Origin of the sequence: Bradyrhizobium oligotrophicum S58 (assembly GCF_000344805.1) — a bacterium.
GTDB lineage: Bacteria > Pseudomonadota > Alphaproteobacteria > Rhizobiales > Xanthobacteraceae > Bradyrhizobium > Bradyrhizobium oligotrophicum.
Genome location: NC_020453.1, coordinates 1,235,759 through 1,260,312 on the forward strand (window position 1 = coordinate 1,235,759; position 24,554 = coordinate 1,260,312).

General features: G+C 65.9%; 21 protein-coding genes. 8 read left to right on the forward strand and 13 right to left on the reverse strand.

Features of this window, described 5'->3' with window-relative positions:
• Positions 1–180 precede the first annotated feature (180 nt).
• The 9 genes from S58_RS05290 to S58_RS05330 all read right to left on the reverse strand — a co-directional run bounded on the left by S58_RS05290 (position 181) and on the right by S58_RS05330 (position 9,991).
• Positions 181–504 (reverse strand): 2Fe-2S iron-sulfur cluster-binding protein, encoded by a 324-nt coding sequence (locus S58_RS05290; protein WP_015664214.1) that lies wholly within the window; start codon positions 502–504, stop codon positions 181–183.
• A gap of 14 nt (positions 505–518) precedes the next feature.
• Positions 519–1,280, reverse strand: a complete 762-nt coding sequence (locus S58_RS05295; protein ID WP_015664215.1) for an SDR family NAD(P)-dependent oxidoreductase — start codon at positions 1,278–1,280, stop codon at positions 519–521.
• Positions 1,277–1,894, reverse strand: coding sequence for an HD domain-containing protein (locus S58_RS05300; protein WP_015664216.1), 618 nt, complete (start codon positions 1,892–1,894; stop codon positions 1,277–1,279). The genes S58_RS05295 and S58_RS05300 overlap by 4 nt, the downstream gene beginning before the upstream one ends.
• Complete coding sequence (locus S58_RS05305; RefSeq protein WP_015664217.1) at positions 1,891–3,336, reverse strand: aldehyde dehydrogenase family protein; 1,446 nt, start codon at positions 3,334–3,336, stop codon at positions 1,891–1,893. The genes S58_RS05300 and S58_RS05305 overlap by 4 nt, the downstream gene beginning before the upstream one ends.
• Positions 3,337–3,352: 16 nt before the next feature.
• The gene (locus S58_RS05310) at positions 3,353–3,955 is read right to left on the reverse strand and encodes an HD domain-containing protein (RefSeq protein WP_015664218.1); all 603 of its coding nucleotides are present in this window, start codon (positions 3,953–3,955) and stop codon (positions 3,353–3,355) included.
• A gap of 57 nt (positions 3,956–4,012) precedes the next feature.
• Positions 4,013–5,821, reverse strand: coding sequence for a PEP-utilizing enzyme (locus tag S58_RS05315; RefSeq protein ID WP_015664219.1), 1,809 nt, complete (start codon positions 5,819–5,821; stop codon positions 4,013–4,015).
• A 43-nt stretch (positions 5,822–5,864) separates the two neighbouring features.
• Positions 5,865–6,944, reverse strand: a complete 1,080-nt coding sequence (locus S58_RS05320) for a PEP/pyruvate-binding domain-containing protein (protein ID WP_015664220.1) — start codon at positions 6,942–6,944, stop codon at positions 5,865–5,867.
• An 83-nt stretch (positions 6,945–7,027) separates the two neighbouring features.
• Complete coding sequence (locus S58_RS05325; RefSeq protein WP_015664221.1) at positions 7,028–8,284, reverse strand: cytochrome P450; 1,257 nt, start codon at positions 8,282–8,284, stop codon at positions 7,028–7,030.
• A gap of 207 nt (positions 8,285–8,491) precedes the next feature.
• Entirely contained in the window at positions 8,492–9,991 is a 1,500-nt protein-coding gene (locus tag S58_RS05330) for an AfsR/SARP family transcriptional regulator (RefSeq protein WP_015664222.1), read from the reverse strand.
• An 874-nt stretch (positions 9,992–10,865) separates the two neighbouring features.
• On the opposite strand from S58_RS05330, the gene S58_RS05335 reads away from it, so the two are divergent.
• The 5 genes from S58_RS05335 (at position 10,866) to prfH (ending at position 15,260) form a co-directional block, all read left to right on the forward strand.
• Positions 10,866–11,930, forward strand: coding sequence for a helix-turn-helix domain-containing protein (locus S58_RS05335; RefSeq protein ID WP_015664223.1), 1,065 nt, complete (start codon positions 10,866–10,868; stop codon positions 11,928–11,930).
• Between the two features lie 473 nt (positions 11,931–12,403).
• Positions 12,404–12,733, forward strand: a complete 330-nt coding sequence (locus S58_RS05340; RefSeq protein ID WP_015664224.1) for a hypothetical protein — start codon at positions 12,404–12,406, stop codon at positions 12,731–12,733.
• A 75-nt stretch (positions 12,734–12,808) separates the two neighbouring features.
• Positions 12,809–13,225 (forward strand): hypothetical protein, encoded by a 417-nt coding sequence (locus S58_RS37260; protein ID WP_144058247.1) that lies wholly within the window; start codon positions 12,809–12,811, stop codon positions 13,223–13,225.
• 275 nt (positions 13,226–13,500) lie between these two features.
• Positions 13,501–14,640, forward strand: coding sequence for an RNA ligase RtcB family protein (locus S58_RS05350; protein ID WP_015664225.1), 1,140 nt, complete (start codon positions 13,501–13,503; stop codon positions 14,638–14,640).
• Positions 14,637–15,260, forward strand: a complete 624-nt coding sequence (gene prfH / locus S58_RS05355) for a peptide chain release factor H (RefSeq protein WP_015664226.1) — start codon at positions 14,637–14,639, stop codon at positions 15,258–15,260. Before S58_RS05350 ends, prfH begins: the two co-directional genes overlap by 4 nt.
• 116 nt (positions 15,261–15,376) lie before the next feature.
• Here the strand turns inward: prfH and S58_RS05360 are convergent, their stop codons facing one another.
• The gene (locus S58_RS05360) at positions 15,377–16,051 is read right to left on the reverse strand and encodes a WG repeat-containing protein (protein ID WP_244440713.1); all 675 of its coding nucleotides are present in this window, start codon (positions 16,049–16,051) and stop codon (positions 15,377–15,379) included.
• Between the two features lie 74 nt (positions 16,052–16,125).
• Here S58_RS05360 and S58_RS05365 point away from each other — a divergent pair, with 74 nt between their 5' ends.
• Positions 16,126–17,385 (forward strand): Hsp70 family protein, encoded by a 1,260-nt coding sequence (locus tag S58_RS05365; RefSeq protein ID WP_015664228.1) that lies wholly within the window; start codon positions 16,126–16,128, stop codon positions 17,383–17,385.
• A 41-nt stretch (positions 17,386–17,426) separates the two neighbouring features.
• Here S58_RS05365 and S58_RS05370 read toward each other — a convergent pair whose 3' ends face one another.
• Both S58_RS05370 and S58_RS05375 read right to left on the reverse strand, forming a co-directional pair.
• Positions 17,427–18,992, reverse strand: coding sequence for a hypothetical protein (locus S58_RS05370; RefSeq protein WP_015664229.1), 1,566 nt, complete (start codon positions 18,990–18,992; stop codon positions 17,427–17,429).
• 249 nt (positions 18,993–19,241) lie between these two features.
• Entirely contained in the window at positions 19,242–20,756 is a 1,515-nt protein-coding gene (locus S58_RS05375; protein WP_015664230.1) for a hypothetical protein, read from the reverse strand.
• 314 nt (positions 20,757–21,070) lie between these two features.
• On the opposite strand from S58_RS05375, the gene S58_RS05380 reads away from it, so the two are divergent.
• Positions 21,071–21,643, forward strand: coding sequence for a GNAT family N-acetyltransferase (locus S58_RS05380; protein ID WP_015664231.1), 573 nt, complete (start codon positions 21,071–21,073; stop codon positions 21,641–21,643).
• Between the two features lie 12 nt (positions 21,644–21,655).
• Here the strand turns inward: S58_RS05380 and S58_RS05385 are convergent, their stop codons facing one another.
• Complete coding sequence (locus tag S58_RS05385; RefSeq protein WP_015664232.1) at positions 21,656–22,705, reverse strand: alpha/beta fold hydrolase; 1,050 nt, start codon at positions 22,703–22,705, stop codon at positions 21,656–21,658.
• Between the two features lie 150 nt (positions 22,706–22,855).
• Here S58_RS05385 and S58_RS05390 point away from each other — a divergent pair, with 150 nt between their 5' ends.
• Positions 22,856–24,406, forward strand: a complete 1,551-nt coding sequence (locus tag S58_RS05390) for a winged helix-turn-helix domain-containing protein (protein WP_015664233.1) — start codon at positions 22,856–22,858, stop codon at positions 24,404–24,406.
• Positions 24,407–24,554: the final 148 nt, after the last annotated feature.

The following is a 24,554-nucleotide window of genomic DNA, read 5'->3' on the forward strand; positions in this document are numbered from 1 at the left end:
CAGGATTGGCCGCGTCGAAAGGACGACGGCTTGGCGTCGGCGATACGGGCGCGATCCGTTCAGTGGAAGAGCTCGATGCCCGGCATGTCCACAAGCTCGGACGCCTCGCGGGCGACGCTTCTGTCGCGCGACGACAATGTAAGGGGCGGGATGCGCGATCGGGGCGGCTTTTTCCGCCGATTAGCGGCTGCGGCCAGCAACGTGCAGCACGAGGCCGTCCAGCGCCTCGGTGATCTGGATCTGGCACGCCAGGCGACTCTCCGGGCGCACGTCCGCGGCTTCGAACTCCAGCAGGTCGGCCTCGATGTCGCCGGCCGGACCGACACGGTCGAGCCAGGCCTCGTCGACGTGGCAATGGCAGGTGGCGCAGATGCAGGAGCCGCCGCATTCGCCGATGATGCCATCGACGCCGTTGCGCTTCGCAGCCTGCATGGCGCTCTCGTGGGGCTCGGCATCCACGAGGCGGACGGTGCCGTCGGGCTCGATGAAGGTGATCCTTGGCATGAGTCTGTGCGTCCCTAGATGAACTGCCGGCCACCGTCGACGATCAGGGTCTGCCCGGTGATGAAGGCTGCGGCGGGCGAGGCAAAGAACAGTGCGCCGCCGACCATGTCGTCGACATCGGCAGCGCGCTTCAGCGCGCCGCGGGACACGCCGTATTCTGCGGCGTTCTCCATCAGGCCAAGGCTGGCCTCGGTGAGCGTGAAGCCGGGGGCGATGACGTTGACCGTGATCCTGTCGTCGCCGAGCTCGCGCGCCAGCGCACGCGTCATCGCGATGACGGCGCCTTTCGACGACACGTAGTGAAGCCACATCGGCGAGCCACTCATGACGGTCGCGGACGAGACGTTGACGATCGCGCCACCGCCGGCGCGCCGCATGAGCGGAGCAGCCGCCTTGCTCATCATCCAGACGCCTTTGACGTTGACGCGCATGACGCGGTCCCATTCGGCTTCGGCGATCGCCTCGAAGCCACGGCGCTCCAGCCCGGCATAGATCGCGGCATTGTTGACCAGCACGTCGACGCCGCTCATGCGGGCGAGCGCGAACTCCGCCAATGCCGCGGTGGAGGCCTCGCTGGCGACGTCGACCTCGGCGGCATGCGCCTTGCCGCCGCGGTCGCGGATCAGCCCTGCGGTGTCCTCGGCTCCGCCGAGACGGATGTCGGCGGCGACGACCTCGGCGCCTGAGGCCGCGAAGGCGACGGCGAAACCGCGGCCGAGGCCGCCGGCGGCGCCGGTGACGATGACGCGTTTGCCGTGCAGTTGGATCGTACTCATGGCGAAACCTCGATGTGCAGCAGATCCGCCATGAACGCGGATGCTGTGCCCTCGGCGATCAGCGCCTGGGCCATGGCGGTGCCGGCGTCGGTCAGCATCGACGGCAGCACGAAGCTCTCGAGCATCGCGAGCGTCTCCTTCGGCGGCGTATCGAACCAGCCGCCGATCGTGGTGACGCCGTGGCCGGTGAAGCGCCACAGCTTGTCGGCGTCCTTCATCAGCGCATCCTCGTGCGAGATTGCTTTCTTGCGGGTGTCGTGGCCGTCGATGATCGCCAGGATGGCCTCGGTCTGCAGCCCCGGGATCGCGAGCCGTGCAAACGCCTCGGCCGCGATCTTCACGCCCTCTATCTCGTGGGCGCGCTGCAACTCGGGATATCTCGGATTGGGACCCACGGCGGCAGCGAGCTGCTCGGGCGGAAACTTCTTCCAGCCGACGTCGTGCATGAGGATCGCGGGCAGCACCACGGAAGCGTCCGCTTCGGGATGGATCCGAAGCAGCGCCTGGCCGAGACGATAGGAGATCAGCGTATGCTCGTCGTTGGAGCGGACGTCCAGCCACGGCCGCGCTGCGAGCCAGATCTGTACATCCTGGTCGCGCAGAAAATGCGTCATCGCAGCTCCGCGTCGTAGGTGAGGTAGATGGTCTTGTATTCGAGATAGTCCTCGACGCCGTAGCGGCCCTTCTCGCGGCCGATGCCGCTCTGCTTCATGCCGCCGAACGGGGCGCGCTGATTCGACCGTTGGATGTCGTTGACCCAGACCGAGCCGGCTTCGAGGCGCTCGGCCAATGTCAGTCCAGTCGCGAGGTTGCGCGAGAACACGAAGGCGGCGAGGCCATAGACCGTCGCATTTGCGAGCCTCAACGCCTCCTTGCGATCGTCGAACGCAGCGACGCCAAGCACCGGCCCGAACGTTTCCTCGGTCATCACGAGCGAGGCGGGATCGGCATCGGCGATGATTGTCGGCGGCAGGAACCAGCCGTTGTCGTAGAGGCCCCCCATGAGCCGGGTGCCGCCGCTCAGGACGCGTGCGCCGCGGGCGCGCGCATCGGCGATCTGCCGCTCGCTGTTGCGGTAGATCTTCTCGTTGACGAGGGGGCCGAGCGCGCAGTTCGACGTCAAGCCGTTGCCGATGTCGAGCTGCGAGACCTTGTCGGCGAGCGCATCGAGGAACGCGGCGTAGGCTGGACGTTCGACGTAGACGCGATTGACGCGGTAGCAGAATTGGCCGGAATTGGCGAAGGCGTGACGCGCGATCGCAGCAGCGGCCGCGCCGATATCGGCGTCGGCGCAGACGATTGCCGGGCACTGGCCACCGAGCTCGAGCGTGACGCGCTTCATCGTTCCGGCCGCAGCCGCGGCGATCGCCTTGCCGGCCCGGGTGCCGCCGGTGAAGGCAATCTTGCGCGGCGTCGGATGCTCGATCATCTGCATGCCGACATCAGGGCCGCGGCCCGTGACGACATTGAAGCAGCCAGTTGGATAGCCCGCCGTTTGGAACAGTTCGGCGAGCCGCAAGGTGGACAGCGGCGTGTCCTCGGCAGGCTTGGCGACAACAGTGCAACCAGCCATCAGCGCCGCGCCGAGCTTGAAGCAGAGCAGGGTCACAGGATAATTGAACGGCGTGATCGCGATCACGACGCCGACCGGCTCGCGGGTGATGATGATCTTCTCGCCGGCAACGCCCGTCAGCGGCATCTCGGCGTGCAGGCGCAGGCCTTCCTCGGCGTAGACGTCGAGCAATTCGGCCGAGCGCTGGATCTCAGTGATGGCACCGGCGAGTGGGCGGCCGAGCTCCCGCGTCAACAGACGGCCGAGCTCGTTGGCGTTCTCGCGCATCAGCCGCGCCGCGGCCTTCTGCAGCCGTGCGCGCTCGGCGACCGGTGTTGCCTTCCAGGACTGGAAGGTCGTCTCGGCCGACCGGATGGCGGCGTCGACATCGGCGCTTCCGGCGTCCGGAACGCAATCGATCGTCTCGCCGGTGGCCGGATCGAGAACATCGAAGGTTGCACCGCTCTGGGCTGAGACCCAGCGGCCGTCGATGAACATGTTCATCTCAGCGGCTCCGGAGTCAGATCAGGTCGAGCATCAGCGCTACCTGGGTCTTAGCCAGCGCTTCCTCGGCCATCTTTCGTCCGGCTTCGGTCTCGAGTAACGCGAGCTGTGTCGTCAGCCGCGCCGCATATTGGTGCGGAGTCATCTTGAACCAGTCGCAGGCGACCGCGACGCCCGTGGTGGTGAAGCGCCACAGCTTGTCGGCGTCGCGCACGATCCGGTCGTTGAGCGAGCGGGGGTAGGGACGGGTGTCGTGTCCGTCGATGATCTCGCCGACCGCGACGATGACCGTCTCCGGCCAGTCGGCCTGCTCCAGCACCTCGCGCGACATGCGCACGCCTTCGCTCTCGTGCAGAAAGCGCACGTCTGACTGCATCATGTTGGGGCCAAAACCCTTCTCGATGATGTCCTTCATGTCGATCGCGTACCAGCCGATGTCGTGCAGGATGATCGCGAGCGAGACGATGTCCTCGTCCGCGTCCGGGTGATGTGCCAGCAGCTTGCGGGCATAGGCATAGGACAACGGAATATGAACGTCGTTCTTGCGCGCGCGCATGTACGGCTCGCTGATGCGCCATACCTGATCATAGCGGCTGCCGATGTCGGGCCTGTCGAGCATTGCAATGTCCAATCTTGCGGAGAAGGCCGGCATTGCCGGCCTTCCGTTGGTTCGGGGTCAGGACAGAACGGTGACTTCGCCGGTCGAGCCGTTGACGCGCAGCATCTGGCCATTCTTGATCGAGGAGCTCGCGCGCCCCGTGCCGGTGACGGCGGGCAGGCCGTATTCGCGGCAGACGATCGCGGCATGGGACATCATGCCGCCGATGTCGGTGACGATCGCGTTGATCTTGCCGAAGATCGGCGCCCAGCTCGGTGCCGTCACCGGCGCGACCAGGATCTCGCCCTGTTCGATCTGGCCGAGCTCGTCGGCCGAGCGCACCACGCGCGCGCGGCCTTCGACGATGCCGGGCGAGGCGGCCATGCCGGACAGCTTGGTCGTGTTCGCCGCACCGTCGAGCCAGCGGCCGATGCTTTCCGTGGTGATGCCCCAGAGCATGATCGTGAACGGCTCGGTGATGACATCGGGCGGATTGTTGAGCGCGGGCTGCGGTGGTGTCGTCGCCAGTGCGGCGAGGATCTTCCTGCGCCGCTCGATCTCCGGCGGCCAGTAGGTTGGGCCGATTGCCGGCGCGCCGACCGCCCAGCCGTTGCCGTAGTCGAACAGCGCGTCGCGCACTTCCTGACGGTTGAGATAGAACAGGTCGTCGGCTTCCTTCCAGAAGCCGGCATCGCGGAAGATGGCGCCGAGCTCGCGCATCTTGCGCCAGAACACGCTCATCGACCAATGCTCGATGTAGAAATTGTGGTTCTCGACATAGGGGAACACGGTCCGGGCGAGGCCGAGCTTGCCCTCGAAGGCAGCACGGGCATCGGCGTCGAGCATCTCGGCATATTCGGAGGTGATGCGGTCGCGCTCCCTGGCGATGGCTTCCGTCGGCCGATCGATCTGCTCGCCGCGCTGCACGCGAACGATGTAGTCCTTGATGTAGCCGAGCGGGATGTCGAGATGCTCGATCCAGTATTTGTCGGTCGAGTAGAAGCCGTTGCCCGAGGTGAAGTTGAACCAGGGATCCTGCGCCTCCTTCCAGGCCGTCAGCCATTCGGCGCCGTTCGGTGCACGGCCGACCGAGGCGAGCGCCTCGTCGACCGATCCGCTCTTCAGCGCTTCGGTGATGCCGAGCTTCACGGCGAGCTTGGCGAGCTTCTTCAGTTCGTCGTCGGGACGGAACAGGTCGACCTCCACGCCCTGCACCATCTTGGCGATCGCCTGGTCGGGAATGGTCGGGAATTGCCCTTTCATGAAGCTGAAGAAGTCGAGATACGCGGCGTAACCGAGATTGAGGAATTCGAAATGATATTGCCAGGTCTTGTAGAGCAGCTGGATCGCCCGGTCATAGGTCTCCATCAGCGCATAGGTGTTGTCGAGGCCGACGCCGCCGGTGATCCAGTCGAGCGGCACGGCTTCGGGCAGCGGCTCGAAGCTGAGCGCCTCAAGATCGGCGATGTTGGCGCGGACCTTCTTGTCCCAGTTGGCCAGCAGGCGATCCCAGTTCTGGAAGTAGTAGCCGGCGCGCTCCATGAAATGCGGCACGCGGCCGCCGATCAGCTCGGGCGCGACCGCGACCGGGCTCATGTAGCAATAGCCGTTGTGGATGCGGTACTCGACGCCGTTGGCCGGCGGGATCAGATAGTGCCGCGTGTTGTATTGGCCGAGGCACTTGACGGCGAACTCGACGGTGACGGCGTCGAACGGCTTGAACGGGCTCGGCCAGTGCTGCGAGTCGCAGAACCAGAACTTGCCGTCCTCCTTGTCACGCAGGCTGTTCTGGAACTGCAGATAATAGGGATAGAGCTTCTCCCAGCCTTCAGCGCCCGCAGGCGTCTTCAAATCGTAGGGACTCGGGAATTTCGCGTGCGCCGTCATGGTCGTTTCCCCTCGTTGTCTTTGTTGTTCGTTGGCGTGATGCTCACCGCTTGGCCTGGACCGGGGCGAGCAAGGTCCCCAGCACGCCGGCGATGCCGGTCTCGTAGACCGCCGTCGTCTGCTTCTTCTTCTGGCTCCAGACCGTCTCGGGCCGGCTCTGCAGCGCGACCAGGTTCTCGTCCTCGGGAAGATCGGCATCGATCGCCCATTCGACGTCCTGCGGGCAGCCCATGCTGCGCTCGAGCGACTTGGCAAGCCTCGCGACGGCGAGCACCTGGGCATTGGTCAGGGAGGGCAGCGTGCGACGCTCCGGCGCGATCACGCGCTCGACGGTGCGGCGTGCTGCGCGATCGGCGACGAGCTCGAAATCCTTCTCGGAGATGCGCTGCTTGATCACCTGCAGCAGCACCTTCTCGACGACGAAATTGTCCGGCGTGATCTCGCCGGAGACTACGGGTTCACCGAGTCCGAAGGCGGAATCGATCACGATCTTGGTGCGGTCGCCGTTGATCGGATCGAGCGTCATGGCCACGCCTGCGGCGGACGCATTGACCATCTTCTGGACGCCGACCGACATCAGCACGTCGATCTGGCCGAGCCCGTTCTCGGCGCGATAGGAGATGGCGCGCGCATTGAAGAGGCTGGCCCAACACGCCTTGACCTTCTCGACGACGGCGTCCTCACCGACCACCCAGAGATAGGTGTCCTGCTGGCCGGCAAAGCTGGCATCGGGCAAATCCTCGGCGGTCGCCGAGGAGCGCACCGCGACCGGCAGCTGGCCGTCCGGCGACATCCGGCGGTAGGCGTCGCGGATCGACTGCTCGACTGCAGCCGGCATCGGCTGGATCACGATCGCATCGCGGATCTCGTGCGAGAGCTTTTCCTCGTCATCGACATCGTCGAGCACGATCCGCGACAGGCGGTCGCGGATCGTGGCTTCGAGCCCGTTGCTTCGCAGATGCAGGGCATAGGCGTCGGTCGCGACCGCAAATCCCGCGGGCACGCGCACGCCTTGCGCGATCATGCGCGCAAGGCTTGCGCATTTGCCGCCGATGCGCGGGAAGTCGTCCTCGCATGCGGCTTCGAACGGCACGATGAAGGATGCGGCTGCGTCGGCGCCCATGCGTCTGTCCCCACCTTGTGGTCCGGATCGGCTCCGGACTTGTTATTGCTTGTGAAACGCGTGCCAGTGACGGACGCGTCGTATCAGGCCATGTCCCATTCGATCCGAAGTGCCGTCGGCACGCGAAACGAGATGTTGTGAACGAAATCGATGCTCTGGTCCGCGGCCAGCCGCAGGCCCGGGAGCCTGCGGGTCAGCTCGCCCAGCGCGATGGCGAACTCGATGCGCGCCAACTGCTGGCCCACACAGGTGTGAATGCCATAGCCGAACGCCAGATGGCTTCTTGCGTCACTGCGCCGGACGTCGAAGCGGGCCGGCGCGGAGAACACGGTCTCGTCGCGATTGGCGGAGCCGATGAGCAGGAGGATGTTGGAGTCTTTCGGCACCGGCATGCCACCGATCCGGGCGTCCTTCAGCGCGCGCCGGCGCCAGGCCACGATCGACGGGCTGAAGCGCAGCGATTCCTCGACCGCGGTCGGAATGAGCCGCGGCTCTGCGATGATGGCTTCCCAGTTCTCGCGACGCTGCAGCAGCTCGCGCATGCCGTTGGCCATCAGCGTCGTCGTGGTCTCGTGACCGGCGAACAGAACGCTATAGAGAACGCCGGCGATCTCCTCGTCGCTGATCTCGGCGCCGTCCTTCTGCAGCCGTACCAGGTCGCCGGGCAGATCGTCGGTCGGGTCATCGTGGCGCTGACGCACGAGCTCCCGGCAGTAGTTCCAGTACTCGACCATGTTGTGCGCATGCACGATCTGCTCGTCATCGCTGAGGTCGCCCCAGGTCAGCAGCGCGCGGCTGACCGCCCAGGATTTCACGCGTGGCACGTCCATGTTGGGAACACCGACCAGCTTGAACAGCACCAGCGCCGGCACGTCATAGGCAAATTCGCGGAAGAAGTCGGCATGGCCGCGATCTGCAAAGCCATCGATCGCCTGATTCACGATCGCCTTGATCTCCGGCTCGATCGCCCTGAATCGACGTGGTCCGAAGCAGCCCTGGACCAGCTTGCGGATGCGGGTGTGATCGGGCGGTACGCGGGCGGACAGGCCGGAATAGGCGGTGAAGCCGCCCTCGCGCATGATGCGCTTGCCCTCCTCGCACATCGGGCGAAGCGGGGCCTGGGCGTTCTCCGACGAGAATGTACGCCAATCGTCGAACACAGCCTTGATGTCGGCGTGGCGCGCGACCACGAAATATTTCAGTTCGTCGGAAAAGAAGACCGGCGCCTCGGCGCGGGCCCATTCATAGAACGGGAACGGATCGCGCATCTCGAAGGGATCGAAGTCTTTTGCGGCGTCGCTATAGGGGCACCGCGCCAGCTGAGCTGCCGAACCTGGCATGTCGTCCTCCCATTCGTCGCCCTCGATGGCGACCTTTGTTCCTTTTGTTATAGGCTCACTCTAAGCGGCGGCCTTTGGGTTTTCTTTAGCCCGTAACTCGATGGAAAATCGAGATAAATCCACGCGCTTTCGCCGGCCATGAGACCTGGCTTGGCCGGAGCCCCGGCTTCAGGCCATCAGCTTCGCCGACGGCGAAAAATGCGCCGGTCACGCCGTGAGCTTGCGATGCAGCTCCTGAAGCGAAGCGCTCTTTGGCCGGTTGTCGAAATGCTTGAGCGAGTCGAGGTAGAGCTTGAACTGACGGTCGATCGCCTCGCGTCGTCCTTGCGCCTTGAACACCTGCATCGCCTCGGCATGCGCCATCTCGCACAAGGGATCGATCGCCAGCGCCTTCTGGCAATGCGCGAGTGCGGCCGAGTAATCGTTGCGTTCGAGATAGATCCGCGCCGCGTCGCGTTGCACCTTGAAGAACATGTCGCGCAGCCAGTAGCGCTTGCTCCAGCACCAGTCGCGCTCGCCATCGTCGGCGTACTCGACCGGAATGTCCTCGAACAGGTCCCCGGTGTAGAGGCGGTCCGCCGCCTGCAGGCAGATCAGCGCCTCGTCGCTGGAGCCGGCCTTGATGTGACCCTGGGACTGACGGCAGAGCTGTTCGAAGGTCGAGATGTCGAGCCAGCTGCGCTCCGGCGGCACCAGCACGTAGCGCGATCCCTCGCGTCGAACATAGTTGCGCGTCTCGTCGCGTTCGTTGGGCTGGCCGAGCGCCAGCCGCAAATAGCGCACGGTGTGATAGAGGCGGTTGCGCGCGGCCTCGATGTCCTTGGCGTCGGGCCAGAGCAGATCCGCAAGCTCGTCGGTGGCTGCGCCATGGCCGCCCTTCTGCAGCAGATAGGCGAACAGGGTCTTGGTCTTGCGGGTCGCTCCGCCGGGCGGGTCCCAGTTCACCTGGCTGCCGTCGTTGCGGTAGATCCGCAAGCGTCCGAAGCAGCGGATCTTCCAGCGGTCGCGGCTGTCGAGATGAATCGTACTGGGCTCTTCCGCCGAGCGGCGCAACAGCCACATGGGGTCGGCGCCTTCGGCTGCGTGCAGCGCGGCGGCCGATGTCCCGATCCGTAGCTCCGGCGCGATGGCGCCGAGCCAGAAATCGACCTGCTCGCGCAGCGCGCCGCGCGTCTGCAGCCGCGACGGTAGCCAATGCGGATTGTCCACCGGTCCCTTGCTGGTGAGAATCTGCGGATGGCCGCGTAGCGCGACGAGCAACTGCTCGTCGATCAGCACCCGGCGGTTATACAGAGAGGCAATCGAGACCTCGGACTGCTGGGTGAGCGCTTCCGCAAGTGCAGGCCAGCCCTCGAAATTGGCCGTCGCCGAGTTGGTCTCGAGGCCCCAGCTCATGTCGACGACGAGCAGGGCAGGGCCTTGTTTGCGGGTTGGCGAGATCCACCTCTCGATTCGGCTCGCGACATCTCGAAACGAGATCGGCACCTGCAGCAGCGCCATCTCGGCAAAGCTCTTGCCCTCGGCGAATCCGACGTTCTTGATGCGCTTTACGAGCTTCTCGACCCGCGCGACTGCGTTGGCATCCGCCGCGATCACAAAGATCCGGCAGGGTTTTGCAGCAGTCTGGTAAAGCTTGAAGAAGTCCGCAAAAAGAAGCTTTTGCTGCGTCGCGAACAGCGCGAGGTTGACACAACTATTCTTGGTCATGGGTACTCACCCGCGACAACCCCATTGCGGTCAGCTGAGGTAGTCTAAGAGCGGCCGCCGGATAGTTGCAAGGCCTTGCGGCGTCTCTGGGTGATGGGTGAGCATGCCAGCCGCTCGCGCGAATCGGGCAGCGAGCCGGTCCGATGGACAACGCGCGAGCGCGAATTCCTGGAAGCCAGGGAGACGGACCGGCTTGCTGATCGTCTGGTCTGACGGCTAACCAACGACCGAACATCGCTTGACTCAACCGTCGATGTGAAACACGGGACGGAAGGCGCGTCGCCGTATCGTGACGACGCATACAGCAGCATGACTCGAACCCGGCGAGGCACGCCGCCGGAGAACGACGGCCGCCAGACCAACGGGACGGCGAAGCGACAGCTCGCAGGGCGGACCGCATTCCTTGGGCGTATGACCGGGGGAAACATTCCTGTTTTCGCCGCTTCGTACGAGCGCATGGATTGATCGAGCGGCGCGTCCAGACTCGGATTACTTCTATTAAAAACTGGACTTTGATCATAACGCGCCTTTGGGATGCAAAAGCCTCCACTTTCATCCTGCCGAAACCTCGGCACTGTCCCTATCGGACTGTCGGGCAGGCGTACTGATCTGAGCCCCCCAGGATGCGACCCATCTCGATAGCCAACGCAGGTTCCGCCAAGGCAGTCGCGCGGACCATCATCCGATCCGGCTCATATCCTGCGGCCGAAGACGCATTTGGTCTCTGTCATTCTCGACCCGGCCGTCGTCGGCCCGTTGGCAGAAAGGCTGGTGCCGCTCTGCCGCAGCGTGTGATCACGCACTGCCGAAACGGGTGCGCGTGCGTACCCGTTCGCCTGCATTGAGGGACGCGCGACGGAGGAGCAAAGGGGTCATGGAAGAAGGGATTACCAAGGCGTGTCTGGTCCCGGGGGAACTGCCCGACAGCGAGCATCGCCTGCTGTGGCGTCAAAGCATCGCGCCATACTTTGATGCCGAGCCGGTCGAAAGGCCTGTCGCAGGCCGCAAGCTGCCCGACATCCACCAGTACCATCTGGGCCTTGCGGTTCTGGCCGATTCGAGCTTTCCGGCGCAGCGCTTCAAGCGCGACCGCCGGTGGATGGCCCGGTTCGAGGGCTGCGACCATGTCCTGTTTCAGCTCATGCTTCAGGGCCACAACAGGGTGGTGAACGGCAACGCCGAGTTCACGCAACAGCCACGCAACGTATACGCGGTCAACCTGGCCCATCAGCTCGATGCGCAATCCGTCGACGGCCGTGCGATTACGCTGGTGCTCCCGCGCGCCCTGCTGCGCGAGCATCTTCCTTATCTGAGCGATGCCCGCGGCGCCTTTCTGCCCGAGGGGTCCACCGCCGCCCGCATCTTTGTCGACTACCTCGTTTCGCTCTACCGCAATCTGGCGACAGCAAGGGCCGACGAGGCGGACAGCCTCATTCGCACGACGATGGGATTGATGGACTCGCTGGCGATGTCCGGCGACATCGAGTCGTCGGCTGCGAAAGATGCGTCCTTCGCGGCGATCTGTCGATACATCGAGGAGCATCTCGGCGATTTCGATCTGGGAACGGACCGGATCTGCAGGCGCTTTCGCTGCTCGCGGTCGACGGTCTATCGGCTCTTCAAACCTCAGGGAGGGCTGTGGCACCATATCCAGCGTCGCCGGCTGATCCGCTGCCTGCTGACGATCACGCACCCGAAGATGCGCCATCGCCGCATCTTCGACATCGCCGTCGATTTCGGCTTCGAATCCGCCAGTCAGTTCAGCCGCTTATTCCACGATCATTTCGGCCTGACACCGAGCCAGGCCCGCGAGGCGGGCTTGGCCCGTCAGCCTGGTCCAATCATGCCGCCGCTCGTGGGGTCGAACGCGGTCAGCACCGCCGATCTCATGGCGCGGTGGGCGACCTCCCTGACCCGGCCATTGCGTAGCGGAGCCTGACCGCGAGAGATGAGTCTCGGCACTATCCCGGAATGACATGGACGCGTCGCGATCCGTTGCCGCCCGACGTGAGACGATGTGCGTCTGCGCCACGACGGCAGCAGACCGATCCAAGCGACTGTCGCAATCACAAGCAAAGCGACGGCGCGGCACGCTCCTTCCTACCATCCGTACCAGGAGAGACGCTCCACTTGGCCCCAAGCAGGGCCCCGCCCGATCAGGTGGATGGTAGCGGCAGCCGTCGGATCGGCGTCCAGACCCGTCCGGCAGGCGTCAAGATCCGTCTCTCCCCGCACCAACCGCACCAACCGCACGCAGATCTCATTTGGCACGGATTGAACAACAATCTGAGACGCCCGCGCAAACGCTGGCAGACAAGCTCTGTAACCTGTCGGCACGGTCCTTAACCGTTAAGTCCGGATCGGAACGCCGACATATCGACACACTCACAACTCAGCCCGAGGAGGCATCACATGACAAACGTTACTGGTAGCACGGTTTGGGGGGTCGTCGGGGCGAAGGCCACGATCCAGCCAGGCTCGTCGAAAAACTTCAGCGTTGCGAGCTCCGAACCCGGCACCTACATACTCACGTTCAATCCGCCATTCGCAGAACCGCCGGCGATCGTCGGGACGCAGTGTCAGTTCAACGAGCCCGGCCCGCCGATCACCGAGAGCACCCAGGACGGCCTGGTATTCCCGCAAGTGACGCCTAGCTCGGCCATCGTTCTGACAGGCAACAGCGTCGGTACCAGGACCCCGCGGGCCTTCTCGTTCGTCGCGATGGGAATAAGGGCATCGTAGGACATAACGGGCCGCATTCGCATTTCTTTACAAACATGATCTTAGTCGAGTTCACCCCTCCACACGTTCGCTGTCATGACGAAGGTGACGATTCGAACCCGTGCAGCCAACGGCCGCTCGAACCGTCACCTATCGATCTCCAGGAAGATGATTTTTCAGCCACGATCAACACGAACGATCTCGTACCAACATGAGCTTCCCTCCACGATTTCAGGCAGCTCGGAGCTCGCTGTAGTCTTCGCCATGTCGTCCACGTATGACGAATGCGGGAAGGCTGGCGTCCGGGCAAGCCTGTCGAGTCGCATGCACGGCGCGGATGGTCGTCGCCAACGAAGCCGGCAGCATCGTGCAGCAGGCAATGACACCGCTACGGCGGTGGCCTCGACCCTGGACGGCCATGTTGCCGCAATTCAACTTTCCTTCGTGCTGATGGGCGTGCGGGTTCTTGTGGCCATCATCTATTTTCTCGGCGATGTCCCGGCGCCGTTCTGATGGTGGCAATCATCGACCGTGTCGCATGAGCCACAACCTGCAACCCGCCGCATCAGGACACATTGTCAAACCGTCGGCGATGTGATTACTAGCCGCCGGCGTCGAGCATTCCGCTCCGCCGATTGGAGAAAGACGATGACTGCGATCATCCGTTGCTCCGCCAGGAGCCGCCGGGCCTGATCCTCGCGTGAGGCGAGGTGTGGTGCGGCATGCGTGCGTTGTCGCGCGTTGTTAGTCCCTGACCAAATCTCCCTGTCTGTCTCTAAGGTACTCACATGGGCAATTCCCATCGCGTGGGCGGCCGTGCGCCGGTCCACGGCTATTACTCGTCCAGCTCCTGGATCGAGGGCGCCGCCGTGCGCCAGCTCGAAGCGGTTGCTGCTATCTCCGGCGTGCGTGCCGTCGCCGGCATGCCGGACCTCCATCCCGGAAAGTTCGGCCCGGTCGGCTGCGCCATTCTCGCCGACCACATTCACCCGGCCTTCGTCGGCTCCGATGCCGGCTGCGGCATGGCGCTGTTCGCGCTCGACATCGCCGCGCGCCGTATTCGGATCGACAAGGCGGCCGACCGGCTGCGCGACGTCGCCAAGCCCGGTGATTGCGACCTCGCAAGCGAGCTCGCAACGCGCGGACTTGCTACGTCGGACTTCGATGCCGCGCTCGGCACGATCGGCGGCGGCAATCATTTCTGCGAGTTGCAGGCGGTCGAGGAGGTGTTCGATCCGTCCTGGGGCCTCGATCGCGACCGCGCGCATCTGCTGGTGCATTCGGGCTCGCGCGGCCTCGGCCATCAGCTGCTCGAACGGCAGGCCGCGGACGGCTTGCGGCCGCTCACGCCCGACAGCGAGGCCGGACAGGCCTATCTGGCGGCGCACGACCACGCGCTGCGCTGGGCCTCGCTGAACCGGCGGATCATCGCACGGCGCGCCGCGACGGCGTTGCGCTGCGAGGCCGACCCCGTCTGCGAATGCTCGCACAATTGCGTCGAGCATCGCGCCGACGGCGTGCTGCATCGGAAGGGCGCGGCACCAGCCGACCAGGGTCTCGTCGTCGTGCCGGGCTCGCGCGGCGCGCTGTCCTATCTGGTCGCGCCGCTGGCCACGGCGCCACAGGAGGCGCTCTCTTCCATCGCGCATGGTGCCGGCCGCAAGTTCGATCGGGGCTCGATGATGGGCCGCGTCGGCGCCACCAAATCGGATCGCGAGCGGCTGGCGCGCAATCCGTTCGGCGGCCGGGTGATCTGCGAGGATCGCGCGCTGCTGGTCGAGGAGGCGCCCGAGGCCTACAAGCCGATCGGCGGCGTCATCGCCGACCTCGAAGCGTTCGGGCTGGCGCGCGTCGTCGCCAGCTTCCGCCCGCTGGTGACGGTGAAGAAGATCGCCGTTGCACGGCCGCGCAAGGAGGACCGGCGATGAGACGCCTGCTCCTCACGGCGGGACGCGGGCCCGCCGAATGCCGGCTTGCGGTCAAGCATGCGCTTCAGCGGATCGCTGACGAGGCCGAGCTTGCCGATTGCGATTGCGCGATCGCGCGTGGCGGCGCTGACCGTCACGGGCCGGCCAGCGCCATCGTCGTGCTCGACGGGCCGGCGGCGGACGATATCGCGCGGCGCTGGACGCAGGGCTCACTGCTGTGGGCGTGCCGCAGCCCGTTGCGACCGCATCACCAGCGCAAGAACTGGTTCATCGGCGTCGTCGACCTGCCGCTGTCTGCGCAGACGGCGACCCTGGCCGCGACCGACGTCCGGTTCGAGAGCTTTCGCGCCGGCGGCCCCGGCGGCCAGCACCAGAACAAGACCGAGAGCGCGGTGCGCGCCGTGCACGTGCCGAGCGGGCTGACGGCGATCGCACGCGACGGCCGCTCCCAGCATCGCAACAAGGCGCTGGCGCTCGCGCGCCTCGCAGCCTTGTTGGATGGTCGCGCGCGCCTTGCTGAAGCCCACCATATCAGCCTGATCCAAGCCGCGCATGATCGCGTCGAACGCGGCGCAGCCGGCCTGCGCTTCGAGGGTCCGGCTTTCAGGCCGATCGGATGATCGACGAGCGGCCAGGGAAATGAACGCTCCTGGCTGCTCATCCTCGCCCTGTGAGGACCGGCCCCGCTTGCATGCGACGCGGTCTTCCGGCGCCGCGCCGAAGGCTGCGGGAGCGATCAGGACGCCCGGCAGATCTCGGCAAAAGTCTGCTGCTGCGCGCGCGGCCTGAAAGCAACAACGGGTTTCCCGTCAGGGTCGATGCATCCCCAGGTCCCGCCTTCGTACCAGCTATGCCCACCTTCCGAGACGAGCGAACAACCGAGACAAACGACGGCGACGCCCTTCTCGAACGGATAGGCGCCATCATAGGTCGGCGGGATCACGAGCCTCAACGATCGATCGATGTATCCGATCTTCGCTCCCACCGGCGAACGAGCACGACCATCGGTAAACTCTTCTGCGCCGTTGTCGTAGGCCATGACTGCGGCCATCGCGCCATCGCGTTTCACGTAGAACCAGCGGCCTGCTTCGCCTTTCGACCTCCCGAGCACAAGGACAACGGCCAGTCCATTGCGATCAAATTGCAGGCTCGCTCTGAAGGACGGAGTCACGCGGAACTGCCCATCATCCCCCGCCACCGCGCAACCCTTGACGGTCGAGCTCGGCTCCCAGCAATCATGGGACGTCACCTCGCCATGATCCGGGCGGTCCGCTGCGACTGCCGGAAACGCGCCGGCCCCCAACGCGGCTGCGAATGTCAGGAGGACAGCCAAGGCCCGCGTCGCCAGCGGCGCGTTGCGCTGCGCGGCGGAACAGCCATGCACCATGTGACGATTCCTCATGCCGGTCATGCCTCACTTTCGCACATGACATTGCAGTGCGAAACGGCTATGCGGACCGCCCCCCGGACTGAAACGAGACGAGCATGGCGGCAGCGGCCCATTGTGGCATCGACTTCGGCACTTCGAACACCACCGTCGGCCTCAGCAATGCCTCATCTGCAGAGCTCATCCCGCTGGAGGGCGAGCAGCGGACCTTGCCGAGCGCGATGTTCTTCGATTTCGAGGAGCACGGCGTGCAGTTCGGACGCAGCGCCATCGAACGCTATCTGACCGGCCATGACGGCCGCTTCATGCGCGCGCTGAAGAGCATCCTCGGCACCGCGCTGATCCACGAGAAGACCTATATCAGGCAGAAGGCGGTGCCGTTCGCCGGCATTCTCGGCTTCTTCTTCGCGCATCTGAAGACGCAGATCGAGACGCGGCTGGGCCACGAGGTCACGCAGGTGGTGCTTGGCCGTCCCGTGCGCTTCGTCGACAAGGACGATGCGGCCGACGCGGAGGCGCAGAGCGCGCTGGAGGCCATCGCGCGCGACCAGGGCTTCAAGCACATCGCGTTCCAGTACGAGCCGATCGCGGCCGCGCTCGACTACGAGCAGCAGGTCATCAGCGAGGAACTGGTGCTGATCGTCGACATCGGCGGCGGCACCTCCGACTTCTCGATCGTGCGCGTTTCGCCGGAGCGGCGCGGCAAGACCCGGCGCGACGACGACATCCTCGCCAATGGCGGCATCCATATCGGCGGCACCGATTTCGACCGGCTCCTGAGCCTGCGATGCGTGATGCCGCATCTCGGCTATGGCAGCCTGACCGCCGACGGCAAGCGCAATCTGCCGACCCTGTACTATCATGAGCTCGCGACCTGGCACCGCATCAACCAGCTGTACAAGAAGGGCGTGATCAACGAGCTGCGCCAGATCCGCTACGAGGCCGAGCGGCGCGACCTCGTCGACCGCTTCATCAAGGTGGTGGAGGACCATCGCGGCCATACGCTCGCCATCGGCGTCGAGCAGGCCAAGATCGCGCTGACGGCCGCGAAGTCGCTGACCTCGGTGCTGTCAGAGAAGGACGAATGGGCGCGCATCAAGTTCACCCGCAAGGATTTCGACCGCGCCATCGCCGACCAGGTGGAGCGGGTGGTCCGGACCGTCGGGACGCTGCTCGACGATGCCGGCGTCGAGGCCACGGCCATCAACACGATCTTCCTCACCGGCGGCTCGAGCATGGTGCCGGCGCTGCGGGATGCGATCCTGGCGCTGTTTCCCGAGGCGCGCGTGGCCGAGACCGATCTGCTCGGCAGCGTCGGGATCGGGCTCGCGCTCGACGCGCGGCGCAAGTTCGGCTGAAGGCAAGCTCGGCTCAAGGCAAGTTCAGCTCACGCAATGCCTCATTCGGATGAGCCGGTCGCGGCCGCCCGCACCGGCTTCTTTGGTGCGCTCTGAAGCTGGGATCGCGTCACCGGATGCGGCGTGGCCGATGCTGGCACGCCGGCACGGACGATGGCGGGCTTCGCGCGAGCTGGTCGAGCATCAGTCGCTCCGGTCCGCCCTGCGTCGCCGGCACGTATGATGCCCCAGGCCGAATCGGCCTGACGCGGCGGCGAAACCTCCGGGACCGTTCGGCTCGCACGCCGCGCCCGAGGCAGCTCGACGCGCACCGGCGGTGCCACGGCCTGGCCGACCTCAGGAGGAACGACCGCAAGGGGCACGACGTCGGTTGGAGCGATCTCGGCTTTCGCATCCGCGACGGGCGCCGAGTCGCGCTCCGCAGCAGGCTCCGCCGGCGCAGGCGCTTCAGCTTCCGGCGGAGCTGCGTCCACGACCTGCCTTTCAAGCGAGACCGCAGGAGCGGGAGTTGGATCCGGCACCGCCTCGCGCGAGACAACGCCGGTCGTATCGTCGGCCAGTCCGTGAAAAACATGGCTCGGCAGCAGAAACCCCGCCGCCGTCAAGGCGATGGCCACGCTTCGGCCAAGCACGACCGTTGTGGATGGGGGGACAGACATCGCGCCACCGGCCCGCCAAGCCATATCGACGACGGCCGCCGCAATGAACGCTGCAAGACCGAGGCTGCCGCCGACCAGAGGCAGAACCGTTGAAGCCTGGACCAGAACCACCGTGAGGGTCAGCGCGGCCACGATCGGCTGCAGGAGCCCGGACAGCCGCTGCGGCGAAGACATCCCGAGAAAACATCCGGCATAATAGGCATCCACGAGACAGCGTTCGTCGGACCAGAGCGCCTGCATGATCGCCATTCCGGCAAACGCCAGGGTGGCCGAGACGAAGGTGCGGGCTGCCCGCCCCGCGTCTGCAATCTGCGGAAGCCGTTGCATGAAGATGGTCAGGAATGTCCCGGCGAGACAGGCCGCAAGAATCGCGAGCGAGCCGCCAAGCTCCCGGTCGAACTGATTCAGATGCCCCAGACGGAGCGAGTCGCCTTGTCCGGCGAGCCAAGGCCCGAGGGTGACGAACAGCAGCGATCCGATCGCAGCCAAAACGCCCAGTCGACCGCCATAGCCCTGCAACAGCACGACGCGCCGCTGGCTTTCGATCGCAGTGAAGATGCAGAACAGCAGGCCACAGAAAATCGACAGCAGATAAAGTGATGCCTCCTGAGGCAATCCCGTACGAGCGACGCTTTCGCTGAGCAGTCCGATCGGAGTCATGCCGCTGAAGCTGCCGCCGTAGACCGAGGATGAGAATGTGGTCGCTTCGAGATTGTCGGGAGACGCGATGACCAGACCAGCGCACAGCACGACCGTGACCGCCGCCGAGGCGAGCGCGGGTGACAGGCCCAGCGCGTTCAGTTGCAGCGTGGCGAGGCAACCGAGAAAGGCGCCGGCAAAGGACACGAGAAGCGCAACAGGGAGATCAAAACGCCGCTGCCGAGGACGCGGCTGGAAGGGGACCGGCAGGCCCGTCCGGTATGGCGCGCAATCAAAGGCCTGTTGCATCTGCTAACCGCCCCCATGTGGATCGGCTTGGCCCTATCTCATCCCGATCGCCGGACGACAGCCACGATACGGGCGAAGATCCCACATCGTCTTTGGCGTCCCGCACGCACGTACAGGAGACATGAGCCGGACGGGCTCGCATCACCTGCTGAGCACCGCGTGGTGCACGATGAAGTGAAAACATGGCGAAACGCGTGCGGGCGTGTGGCCAAGTCGGGTTCTGGCCGCAAAAATGCTCGCCGTCCGCCGTCAGGGGCCCGCCAATGTCGAAGGGTCAGGCTGCCACTCCGGCGCAGGCTGCAGCTCGTGGCGGGCAACGACACGCGGCCGCGGCGTCGCATGCGGCACGACCCGGACCTGGTTGCGCTTCAAGGGCGGGGTCTGGACACCTGCTGTTTGACCATAACGGATGATCCGTCTGGACGGCTCCGCAGAGTTCGGAAAGGCAACATCCGGGTTGGGCTCACTCGGGCGCCGCGCGGCGAGCGGATTGGCGGCCCCCGGATCCAGGATCTGAAGCGGCAGATCCGGCGCCGTGGCAACGGCCGCGGCCGGCTGGCCGAGTGCCAAGCCATCGCGCCGATCGTAGTCACGCAAGGGCAGCGTGGTCCGCACCGGCGCGAGGGCCCCGTCCGCGTCCACGAACGGCCCGCTGGGCTCCGCCGCCGGCCGCTGGAACATCAACTCGCTGGAGAGCAGCGCCCCGAAAATGGCGAGTGCGGCGACGAGTCCCCGCGTCCAGGCGAGGACGGTCTGCCACGGCGATTCTCCTGCCTCGACGAACAGACGGACCGCGGCATCCACGAAGATGACCGAGACGAAGGCGATGTATCCGAGGCTGCCGCCGACACTCGGCAGGATGGGACCGGTGAGGATCAGCAGCGCCGTCAGCAGGACCGCCGCGGCCATCGCCTGCAGCAGGCTGCGCAGCCGCCGCTGCGACGACATGCCGATGAAGCAGCCGGCATAATAGGCATCGAGATCGGAGGCGTCGCTCGGCACGAATTGCTGCAGCATCACGAGGCCGGCGAAGGCCACGGCCGCGGCGACGAAGATGCGTACCGCACGCCGCGACCCGGCAACCGGCGCCCAGCGCAACGCGGCCATGGTTGCCAACATGCCCGCCGTGCACACCACGAACGTCATCGCGGCTCCGCCGATCCCCTGCTCCAGCACGCCGCGGCGTGCAATCGGAAACAGCTCGCCATCGGCGCCGAGCAACGGCGCGAGGCCGATGAACAGGAACGATGCGACGGCAGCCAGCGCCCCCAAGCGTCCGCCATAGCCGCGGGCCAGTCCGCCACGCAGCCACATGTCGAGCGCACAGCCGAGACAGAACACCAGTCCGCAGAACAGCGACAGCAGGACGAAGGCGGCATCGAGCGGCAGGCCGGCGCGGATGACGCTCGCGTTCAGGAGCACCACCGGGGTCATGCCGACGAAGCTGCCGCCATAGGCCGACGAGAAGAACGTGCTCGGCACGAGCTCCGCCGTCCGCGTCAGGATCAGCGACGAGCTCAGCAGCAGCGCGGCCGTTGCCGAGGCGATCAGCGGAGACAGCCCCGCTGCGCTCAGATGCAGGGTCATCAGGCAGCCGAGGAAGGCGGCGATGAAGGAGGCCAGCGGCGGGCAGCCTAGCTGGAACAGCTCCGAGCCATAGAACGGCTCGGCGCGGCCGAGCTGCCGCTCGCGCCATGTGCGCGGATCGAAGCGCTGCTCCGCCTGCAGACGACGCAACTGAGGATTGGCCGGTCGGCGCTTCATGTCCACGACACCCCGAATCGAGTCGACCCAAGAGCTGGGTTCGGATCTCGCTGCAGGCGATCGCGGACGTTCGGGCGCAACACTGAGCCCGAGCCGTCGCAGGTCACCTGCGGCGGTTGTACACACGCAGCATGATTGCAAATGCGTGTATTCAACTAATGCACTACGGTCCGGCAGGGTGGAAGTACCAGGTTCCGTCCGCCCAACGAAAGCTTCTGGCAACCTTAACGGCGGCCCGGCGCGTTAACGATCGTTGGGGATGCGTGGCGCGCAACGGCTTGAAGCCAGCGTCGGCTGACGACAACATCGCAGGCATGCTCACGCCCACGCTGCATACCGCGCGTTTGATCCTGCGGCCGCTGGCGCTCAACGACGCGCCGGCGATCCAGCGTCATTTCAACAACTGGAACGTCATCCGCAACCTCGCGGCCGTCGTGCCGTGGCCCTATCCGGACGACGGCGCCGAGACGTTCGTCAGGTTGCAGCTCGACAGGATCACCGCAGGCGAGGAGATCTATCAATGGGTCCTCGTGCTGCGCGAGGGCGACGGCGAGGCCATCGGCAACATCCACTTCCGTCCGCGCGTGGAGTCAGTGAAGGGCCATCGCGGCTTCTGGCTCGCCGAGCCCTACTGGAATCGCGGCCTCATGAGCGAGGCCATCGCCGCCGTGAACGACTACGCGTTCGGCCCGCTCGGCCTCGATCAGTTCACCGTCTGCAACGTCGCGACCAATGTCGCCTCACGGCGGGTCAAGCAGAAGACCGGCGCCGAGTTCATCGGCTTCATCGATGTCGCCCACCACAATGGCGAGACCCGATCCGAGAAATGGATCGTGCGGCGGGAGACGTGGCTGCGCAGCAGACAGCCGGCAAGTCCGCCCGCCTGACACCGGCCTGTACTACGCGCCGGCCATCACGTCGACGATGGCCTGCGCAAACGCCTGCGGCGCCTCCTGGGGCAGATTGTGGCCGATGCCGCCGGTGATCAGGCGGTGCTCGTAGCGGCCGGTGAACTTCTTGGCATAGGCCTCGGGCGCGGGATGTGGCGCGCCGTTGGCATCGCCTTCCATCGTGATGGTCGGCACCGTGATCTCCGGGAATGTCGCGAGCTTGGCCTCCAGCGCGTCGTATTTCGACTCGCCCGGCACGAGGCCGAGGCGCCAGCGGTAATTGTGCACGACGATGTCGACGTGATCGGGATTGTCGAACGCTGTCGCGCTGCGGGCGAAGGTCGCGTCATCGAACGCCCATTTCGGCGAGGCCGTCTGCCAGATCAGCCTGGCAAAGTCGCGCCGGTTCTTGTCATAGCCTTCGCGGCCGCGCTCGGTCGCGAAGTAGAACTGATACCACCATTGCAGCTCGGCCGCCGGGGGCAGCGGCATGCGGCCGGCCTGCTGGCTGCCGATCAGATAGCCGCTGACCGAGACCATCGCCTTGCAACGCTCCGGCCACAGCGCGGCGATGATGTTGGCGGTGCGCGCGCCCCAATCATAGCCGGCGAGCGTCGCCGTCCTGACGCCGAGCACATCCATCAGCGCGACGATGTCGGCGGCGACCGCGACCGGCTGTCCGCTGCGCGAGGCGGCCGGCGACAGCAGCCGCGTCGAGCCGTAGCCGCGCAGATGAGGAATGATCACGCGATGACCGGCAGCGGCCAGCGCCGGCGCGACGTCGGCGAAGCTGTGAATGTCATACGGCCAGCCGTGCAGCAGGACGATCACGGGGCCCTCGGCGGGACCCAGCTCGGCATAGCCGATGCTGAGCTCACCCGCCGTGACCTGCTTGATCGCGGCAAAGGAGGTCACCGCTCCCGGCTTGATCGCGGGCAGCGGCGATGCAGGTTTGAATCCCTCGGCCCGTGCCGCATTGGGACCGAGCTGAGCGGCAGCAATGGCCGTTCCGGCCAGGGTGAGGAAACGGCGGCGGCTGTGGCAAAGAACGTCTCGCATGGCAGGCTCCTGGTTGGGCGCTGCGTCCGTTGTGCCAAAGCCCGAGCTGCCACGCTTGCAGGCCACCTTGATTTTTCCTGCAGGCCGGCTTGATTTGCGATGTGCGCAAGGTGAATGCGTGCGCAGTTCCTCCGACGGCCGTGGCGGCGCATGCTGTATCGCTTCGATGATTTCGTGCTGGACCCCGGCCGCCGCGAGCTGCGCCGTGGCAGCGACCTGGTTGCGATGGAACCACAGGTGTTCGACCTGCTGGCGTTCCTGATCAGGACGCGTGACCGCGTCGTCAGCCGCGACGACGTCCTGGCCGAGGTGTGGGGCGGCCGCATCGTCTCGGAGGCGACGCTGGCGAGCCGGATCAGCGCGGCGCGGAGCGCGATCGGCGACAGCGGCGAGGCGCAGCGCCTGATCCGCACCATCCCGCGCAAGGGCATCCGCTTCGTCGGTGACGTTCGCGAGCAGGACGACCCGGCCAAGACTCCGACAGCGGTCACGTCGGCGCCGGCCCTCGACAGCCCCGCCATTGCCGTGCTGCCCTTCACCAACATGAGCGGTGATCCCGAGCAGGACTATTTCGCCGACGGCATGGTCGAGGATATCATCACGGCGCTGTCCCGCTGCAGCGGCCTTGCCGTCATCGCGCGCAACTCCTCCTTCATCTACAAGGGCCGTGCGGTCGACATTCGCGAGGTCGGGCGCGAGCTCGGCGTCGGCTATGTGCTGGAAGGCAGCGTGCGGCGCGCAGGGGCGCGCCTGCGCATCAGCGGGCAGCTGATCGATGCCGTCTCCGGCGCGCATCTGTGGGCCGACCGCTTCGACGGCGATCTGACCGACCTGTTCGCGCTGCAGGACCGCATCACCGAAAGCGTGGTGGCGGCGATCGAGCCGACCCTGGAGCTAGCCGAAGGCGAGCGCCGCCGCGCGGCGCCGCGGCCGCATCCGGACGCCTATGACCTGCTGCTGCGCGCCGCCAGCCTGCGCGACGCCTTCACACCGGACAGCCTCGCCGCCGCCCTCGTTTGCCTCGATCAGGCGCTGGCGATCGATCCCATCTGTGCGCCCGCGATGGCCGCGAGCGCCTACTGCCAGGCGCTCCGCCACTTCCAGGGCTGGAGCGCGGCCGGCGAAGACTATCGCGCCGATGCCGTGGCGCTGGCCTGGCAGGCGAGCGAGCGCGCCCCCAACGACGCACAGGTGCTGTGGATGGCGGCGTTCGCGATCTGGAACATGGCCGACGACATCGCCCCGGCGCGCGAGCTGTTTCGGCGCTCGCTCGCCATCAATCCCAATTCGGCGATGGCGCTCACCTTGAGCGGCTGGATCGAGATCATGTCCGGACATCCCGCCGAAGGCCGGGCGATGATCGAACGCGCCCAGCGGCTGAACCCGCGCGATCCCCGCGGCTGGTTCGCGGCCGGCGCAATGGCGATCTGCGCTGTCGCGGAGAGCGATTTCGATGGCGGGATAAAGTGGGCCGAGGCTGCGCTGGCGCAGAATCGACGCTTTGCGGTCGCGCTCCGGGTCCTGATCGTGGCGCTGGTGGGCAGCGGCGACGTGGCGCGTGCCAACGAGGTCGCACGTCGGCTCCTGATGGTGGAACCCGATCTCACGGTGTCGGGATTCCTGAGCCGGATCCCATTTCCCGTCCGCGCCATGGCCACAACCTATGCGGAAGCCCTGCGGGCCGCAGGCGTGCCGGCCTGAGCCAGATTGCGTGCACTGGAACCGGCTGCAACTGGGATTTCCGCCGGATGATGGCAGGTCGGGAAATTTGGTGCACCGCCGTTCATACTACCTTAGGTTCCATTCCGTAGTTTCGCGGGCGCCGTCTGACGAGAGCAACGGAGGATCG